8 protein-coding genes and 1 other RNA gene are annotated in these 5,896 nt (G+C 38.0%); 6 read left to right on the top strand and 3 right to left on the bottom strand.

The window, feature by feature from the left end; genetic code table 11:
- Window positions 1-379 precede the first annotated feature (379 nt).
- Window positions 380-1,456, bottom strand: coding sequence for a glycosyltransferase family 4 protein (locus tag IQ228_RS19230; RefSeq protein ID WP_193963971.1), 1,077 nt, complete (start codon window positions 1,454-1,456; stop codon window positions 380-382).
- Window positions 1,457-1,822: 366 nt separating this feature from the next.
- On the opposite strand from IQ228_RS19230, the gene IQ228_RS19225 reads away from it, so the two are divergent.
- Window positions 1,823-2,551 carry an ABC transporter permease gene (locus tag IQ228_RS19225; RefSeq protein ID WP_027404007.1) on the top strand — a complete coding sequence of 243 codons (729 nt, stop codon included), beginning with the start codon at window positions 1,823-1,825 and terminating at the stop codon, window positions 2,549-2,551.
- 76 nt (window positions 2,552-2,627) lie between these two features.
- On the opposite strand, the gene IQ228_RS19220 is transcribed toward IQ228_RS19225, so the two are convergent.
- On the bottom strand, window positions 2,628-2,765 hold the full coding sequence (locus IQ228_RS19220; protein WP_193963969.1) for a hypothetical protein: 138 nt from the start codon (window positions 2,763-2,765) through the stop codon (window positions 2,628-2,630).
- A gap of 244 nt (window positions 2,766-3,009) precedes the next feature.
- On the bottom strand, window positions 3,010-3,561 hold the full coding sequence (locus IQ228_RS19215) for a 2'-5' RNA ligase family protein (RefSeq protein ID WP_027404001.1): 552 nt from the start codon (window positions 3,559-3,561) through the stop codon (window positions 3,010-3,012).
- A gap of 175 nt (window positions 3,562-3,736) precedes the next feature.
- On the opposite strand from IQ228_RS19215, the gene IQ228_RS19210 reads away from it, so the two are divergent.
- The 5 genes from IQ228_RS19210 to queF all read left to right on the top strand — a co-directional run bounded on the left by IQ228_RS19210 (window position 3,737) and on the right by queF (window position 5,650).
- The gene (locus IQ228_RS19210) at window positions 3,737-4,003 is read left to right on the top strand and encodes a YciI family protein (RefSeq protein WP_027404002.1); all 267 of its coding nucleotides are present in this window, start codon (window positions 3,737-3,739) and stop codon (window positions 4,001-4,003) included.
- Between the two features lie 37 nt (window positions 4,004-4,040).
- Window positions 4,041-4,137, top strand: an RNA gene (gene ffs, locus IQ228_RS19205) — signal recognition particle sRNA small type.
- 25 nt (window positions 4,138-4,162) lie between these two features.
- The gene (locus IQ228_RS19200; RefSeq protein ID WP_027404003.1) at window positions 4,163-4,564 is read left to right on the top strand and encodes a phasin family protein; all 402 of its coding nucleotides are present in this window, start codon (window positions 4,163-4,165) and stop codon (window positions 4,562-4,564) included.
- A gap of 165 nt (window positions 4,565-4,729) precedes the next feature.
- Window positions 4,730-5,152: a hypothetical protein gene (locus tag IQ228_RS19195; protein WP_027404004.1), complete on the top strand. Its 423-nt coding sequence runs from the start codon at window positions 4,730-4,732 to the stop codon at window positions 5,150-5,152.
- Between the two features lie 81 nt (window positions 5,153-5,233).
- Complete coding sequence (gene queF / locus IQ228_RS19190; protein ID WP_027404005.1) at window positions 5,234-5,650, top strand: preQ(1) synthase; 417 nt, start codon at window positions 5,234-5,236, stop codon at window positions 5,648-5,650.
- Window positions 5,651-5,896: the final 246 nt, after the last annotated feature.

Here is a 5,896-nt window from a genome sequence, read left to right as displayed (position 1 = left end):
TGGTGTCAACTTAACGTAAAACGGGCGGTTAGAAACCGCGTCTACACAGGCAAAACCCACCTGCGTGGGTTTCAATCCTTGATTTTTCCTTAGTCCGCGCAGGCGGACTTTGTTTGTGTAGCCGTGAATTCCATTCGCCAGGGCTTAAGTTGACACCATTAAGCTTTTGCTTTACCCCTACACATCTGGGTTCTTTGTCATTAGACATCTGGCGAAAATTAAATATGCGTGACATGAAACCCCTGTAGAGACGTTCCATGGAACGTCTCTACAATCTTTACCGGAGATGTCTATTAGCCATAACCCAACATTATCAAGGATATTGTTGGGTTTCGCTGTCGCTCAACCCAACCTACATTTCCTTAACCGACAAGCACCCCTACTGAGTAACTAAAGCATTGCGGGGAAAACCATTTTGTTGAGCTAAGTTTTCGGCAATTAGCTGGCGATAAACGGCTTCATAACCATCAGTCATGTGCTGAACGCTAAAATTTTTGTCCACATATTCACGACAAGCGTAACGATCTAAGTTACTTATTTTGTCAAGAGAATGAATACATTCTGCCACATTATTACAAAGGAAACCTGTTTCACCATCAACAATCACTTCTTCTGCTGAACCCATTCGCATGGCAATTACAGGTGTACCTGATGCCATTGATTCTACCATGACTAATCCAAAGGGTTCTCGCCAAGTAATGGGGAATAAAGTTGCATAAGCACCCCCCATAAGGGCATTTTTTTGTAGATGATTGGCTTCACCTAAATATTCAATTTGTTTACCATCAATATGTGGTTTAATTTTTTGGTCAAAATATTCCAAGTCTACTAAATCTACCTTACCTGCTATTTTTAACTTCCGACCAGTTTTTTTAGCAATTTCAATTGCTAAATGTGGTCCTTTTTCTGGAGACATTCTCCCTAAAAAAGCTAAATAAGATGGTTCATTTGGTTGGGGATAAAATTCATAACTACTAACATCAATGCCATTATAAACAGTGTCTACGTAGTTTAATCCTAGCCGGGGTTCTTTTTGAGAATTAGAAATACTAATATAAGGCTGTTTTTTGCCATATTTAAAGATTTTTTCATTATCGGGAGTAAAAATTCCATGTAAAGTGTGAACTGTAGGAGTTTTGACTAAATTGGCATAAACTAGCGCTCCTAGTCCTACATGAGAATGGATGATATCAAAATTTTCTGCTTGTTCATAAACTGAAGCTAATAGCAGCATTTCATAAATAGCCGGCTCTTTAATTGTAGGATCTAGCCTTAAAGCGCGGGGATGCACTGATACTAATTTGGCTAAACTTAAAGAATCTCCTGATGCAAATAATGTCACTTCATGTCCTCGACGGACTAATTCATCAGTTAATAACCCCACTACTAATTCTATGCCACCATAAGCTGGTGGGGGTACTCTCTCCCACTGTGGGGAAACCTGAGCAATTTTCATGTCAATCTCCTAAGATATCAGATTTCTATTTCTAGTTAGTTGATGAATAAATGAAATAACTAACGCAGAAATAGCTAAAAATATAAAAACCACCCTTCTTTATGATTACTACCAAATCTTATGTTTTATATTTGATATTTTTTGTCTACCTGAGGTAATGTAAATGTCTGATACTTAAGAAATAAATTAGACATAATATAATCATCATGGTTGTAATTTTTAACTTGACTGAGAACAAAAAAATCAGTATAGTATGACACGATAACCAAATATTTGCATTGATTAAGTAGCATGAATATATACAAAAAAATAAATAAACCGCGTGTTTCATGGCAGGTGATTTTTGCACTGATTATATTTGTGTTTATGTACCTACCTATCCTGGTACTGGCTTTTTATAGTTTTAATCAGTCCCCCTACAGTGCTACATGGCAAGGTTTCACCCTGGAATGGTACGGAAAATTATTTAATGACGACCGGATTTTATCGGGGTTATATAATAGTTTGGTGGTGGCTTTTTGTGCTGTGGGGGTTTCTGCTGTTATGGGAACATTAATGGCTGTGGGGTTGGCACGTTATGACTTTCCTGGTAAGAAATTATATCAGGGAATTGCTTATTTACCGTTATTAATTCCTGATATTGCGATCGCAGTTTCTACCCTAGTATGTTTAGCAGCCTTTGCTATTCCTTTGAGTATATGGACTATTATCGCCGCCCATATCGTATTTTGTCTATCCTATGTTGGTTTGGTAGTGTCTGCGCGGATGAATAATATTAATCCCCATTTGGAAGAAGCAGCTTTAGATTTAGGTGCGACACCAACACAAGCTTTTATTTTAGTTTTATTACCTCAATTAATGCCAGGAATTATTTCTGGGTGTTTATTGGCATTTGTGTTGAGTTTAGATGATTTTTTAATTGCTAGTTTTACTGCGGGAAGTGGTACTAATACCTTACCAATGGAAATCTTTAGTCGCATTAGAACGGGAGTCAAACCGGATATTAATGCTTTAAGTGTAATGTTAATTTCTATGACTGCGATTGTGGCTTTGATTGGGGAATTGATTAGAACGGCGGGGGAAAGGAGAGAATAGGGTGAAATTAATTCAAAGTAGAAAAATGTCTTAAAAATTGCATAAAAGCAGGAATATGATATTTAGCACAATTACTCTATTCTGAGTAAAATTTAGCTATTTGCCTTAATAATTCATCCCTAAATACCTCCTCTGTATTAGTCCAATCACTTGGTGGTTTAATATCTTCCCAATAGTCCTCTTTAGTGTTTTTATCCTTAACTTTTTTAAGCATTAATAAGGCATAAATTAACTCATTCCTGCGTGTTTCATCTGAATTTTCAAACTGTTTTTTCCAGGAATCACGTAACTTTTCTAAATCTGTACAATCTAATCCTGAACAATGACTAATGCGATTAGAAACCTTTGATAAGTTATTTTCTAAATCATTATTACAGTCATTTCCAGTTAATTCAACTGAATTTTAAAAACTTAACAAATTATTAGTAAATTTCTAGATAATCTCACAAATTTTAGCATCATTTGCCGGATGGTAGAAACGGAAATTTTGATTTAATATTCCAGCAGTTGCCATCATGCAGGAGTAGAGTTAAATGATTTACTGTGCATTCAGAATAAAACTGACGCTGGACAAATTCTGGCCAAGCAATCCGAAAGCTCTCCATTGTTAAATCCCGAAATGCTACTGTGAGATGGGGGATAAAGGGGCGAGTTTTTCCGACTTCATCAATAATCCCTAAGTTGGTTTCTAGATGTGTAACTAAATCTGTTTGTAAATTCAAAAGTGGTTGACTTTTGACTACATCCATGTATACAACACGAGGCGGAAAGGCAGCAAACCCGTTGAATGTGATGGAAATTGATTGCTGTTGAATAGCGAATGCTTCCAAAGATGTTTCTAGACTCAATAGGGAATAATCTGCCCATTCAAAGGGCGGCTGTAAGGTAATATGGGGGGGTGATTTTTTAGCACTGTAGGAGGCATATTTATCTGCAAAATACTGTTTAATTTCGTTTGCATATTCTTGGATATTTTGTGGTGGTAAGAGGGCAACGAAAAAGCGACTCATTTAATTCTCCTGCTTTTACTAGATAATTATACAGGATGGATGTGTAAATGGGTAGCGTGTGGCTATGAAATATTACATAAATCATAAAAATATATGAATCAGCACAAATATGATAACAAATCATGATATTTTGTGATAAATCAGAAATTATTCATTTAAAATCTCATCTGAAGATATGGCTTGGTTTGTCAAAATTGAAACTGGTAAGGTTGAGAAACCCACCTTTGACCAATATGTACCTGCCCATAGAGCCTATGTACAAGAGTTGATTACTAAAGGACACAAAGCTAAAACAGGTTATTGGGCGCAAAAGGGTGGTGGAATGATGTTATTTGAGGCGGCATCAATGGATGAGGCACAAGCAATAGTATTGGCTGACCCCTTGGTACAGAACGATTGTGTCAGTTATCAATTATTTGAATGGCGAATTGTTGTGGAATAGTCCACAAATTTTGAATTTTCGTGTTATGATGATGAAAGACCTGGATCTATGCAACTTCAACGCCCAAACTTTGTCAGGACCGGAAGGTAGCAGCAATAAGGGATGCTTGTGGTAGGCGTAGTCTCCGGGTCGCCTTATTTGTAGGAGCTTTCAGCAGCAATGCCTGGTTTTGGAGATATTGTACAAAAAGCTTTTTATCTTGGTGTGGGGTTAGCATCTTACGCTGGCGAAAAAGCTGGGGGGAAGTTAGCCGAGATGCGATCGCAATTTCAAAAATTGGCAGATGAAATGGTAGCCAAAGGTGAGATGAACACAGAAGAGGCTCGCCGCTTTGTCGAAGATATGATGAAGCAAGCCCAACAGCAATCAACCTCTGGACAAACGCCTGAAAAAACAGCCCCTTCCGAACCTCGTCGGATTGAAATTTTAGAGGTTGACGAAGAACCAAGGGTGAAAGAGACGACAAAAGAAAATAAAGAAAATGGCGATAATGTAGATCAACTACGCAATCAAGTGCTAGAACTACAGGAAGAGTTAAAACGGCTGCAACGTGAACCGTAAAAAGCAATTTTTTACTGTGGGTATCAGTAACATTTAATTCTCGTAATTCTCGAAAAATGACGCTGTACCCAAGATGGTTTCAGTTGCAATTACCAACCGTAAACTCGATAGCTTCCAGTCAAGCGGTGTTAAGCGTCATGTTTTTAGCCTTTTAGAGTACAAGTTATGGAACAGTGGCAAAAAGACTTAATAGGCATGATTGAAGCCGTGACTGATGAAGTAGAGCAGTTCTTCCTAGAAATAAATGATATGGTAGACGCTTTTTTTGAGATTACGGAAGAGATTACTGAAGAAGTACAAAACGCATTGGTGGCTGATATTGATACCTTCGCTACTTTGCACGAACAGTTTTTACAGGACTTGACCGAACCATTTTTGGAAATTTATTGGGAATTAGGGGACATATCCGAGGATATAGATCCTGGTTTTCCCTATGCAGTAGAAGCTACACTAGAAAAAAATGCTGCTTGTATTGGTTGTAGTAACTATCATGGACAGGTTTACAGTGGTAATTTGCTAGTCTGTGGTATGCACCCTCATGGTTGGGATGATGAAATTTGTCCAGATTGGGAAAAAGAAATTGAGTAGGTAACTCATGAAGCTGGGGAGAAATGTTAAAAACTGTTAAGTTAATAATTGTCAATCTCTGCATTTCTTTTTATTAACATAATGAGTAACCTTGCACCTGAAACTGTATCTCCAGCAAGTCCAGAAATGAAATATGGTGAACGCGAAATTGCGGAAGGGAAATTAATTACATTTCCTAACCCCCGCATTGGCAGACGCTATGACGTTAATATTACTTTACCGGAATTTACTTGTAAATGTCCTTTTTCCGGTTATCCTGACTTTGCGACTATTTATATTACATACATTCCAGATGAAAAGGTAGTAGAGTTGAAGGCGCTCAAGCTTTATATTAACAGCTACCGCGATCGCTATATCTCCCATGAAGAAACAGCCAATCAAATTTTAGATGATCTAGTTGCAGCTTGTGATCCTTTAGCAATTACTGTGAAAACAGATTTTACCCCTCGTGGGAATGTGCATACAGTTGTTGAAGTCAGACATCAAAAAGCTGTTTAGAGTAGGAGTCAGGAGTCAGGAACTATACTGCAAACGGCTTGATTGTTTGATTCTAAACGTAGGGGTAAAGCAAGAGCTTCATTGGTGTCAACTTAACGTAAAACGGGCGGTTAGAAACCGCGTCTACACAGGCAAAACCCACCTGCGTGGGTTTCAATCCTTGATTTTTCCTTAGTCCGCGCAGGCGGACTTTGTTTGTGTAGCCGTGAATTCCATTCGCCAGGGCTTAAGTTGACACCATTAAGC

This window comes from Dolichospermum sp. LEGE 00246, assembly GCF_015207865.1.
GTDB lineage: Bacteria > Cyanobacteriota > Cyanobacteriia > Cyanobacteriales > Nostocaceae > Dolichospermum > Dolichospermum heterosporum.
The sequence above is the reverse complement of the archived record's forward strand: the minus strand, read 5'-3'. Positions and strand labels throughout refer to the sequence as shown.

Coding starts and splice junctions, on each gene's coding strand:
- IQ228_RS19230 (WP_193963971.1), bottom strand. CDS start 1,456: ATGAAAATTGCTCAGGTTTCCCCACAGTGGGAGAGAGTACCCCCACCA.
- IQ228_RS19225 (WP_027404007.1), top strand. CDS start 1,823: ATGTACCTACCTATCCTGGTACTGGCTTTTTATAGTTTTAATCAGTCC.
- IQ228_RS19220 (WP_193963969.1), bottom strand. CDS start 2,765: ATGCTTAAAAAAGTTAAGGATAAAAACACTAAAGAGGACTATTGGGAA.
- IQ228_RS19215 (WP_027404001.1), bottom strand. CDS start 3,561: ATGAGTCGCTTTTTCGTTGCCCTCTTACCACCACAAAATATCCAAGAA.
- IQ228_RS19210 (WP_027404002.1), top strand. CDS start 3,737: ATGGCTTGGTTTGTCAAAATTGAAACTGGTAAGGTTGAGAAACCCACC.
- IQ228_RS19200 (WP_027404003.1), top strand. CDS start 4,163: ATGCCTGGTTTTGGAGATATTGTACAAAAAGCTTTTTATCTTGGTGTG.
- IQ228_RS19195 (WP_027404004.1), top strand. CDS start 4,730: ATGGAACAGTGGCAAAAAGACTTAATAGGCATGATTGAAGCCGTGACT.
- queF (WP_027404005.1), top strand. CDS start 5,234: ATGAGTAACCTTGCACCTGAAACTGTATCTCCAGCAAGTCCAGAAATG.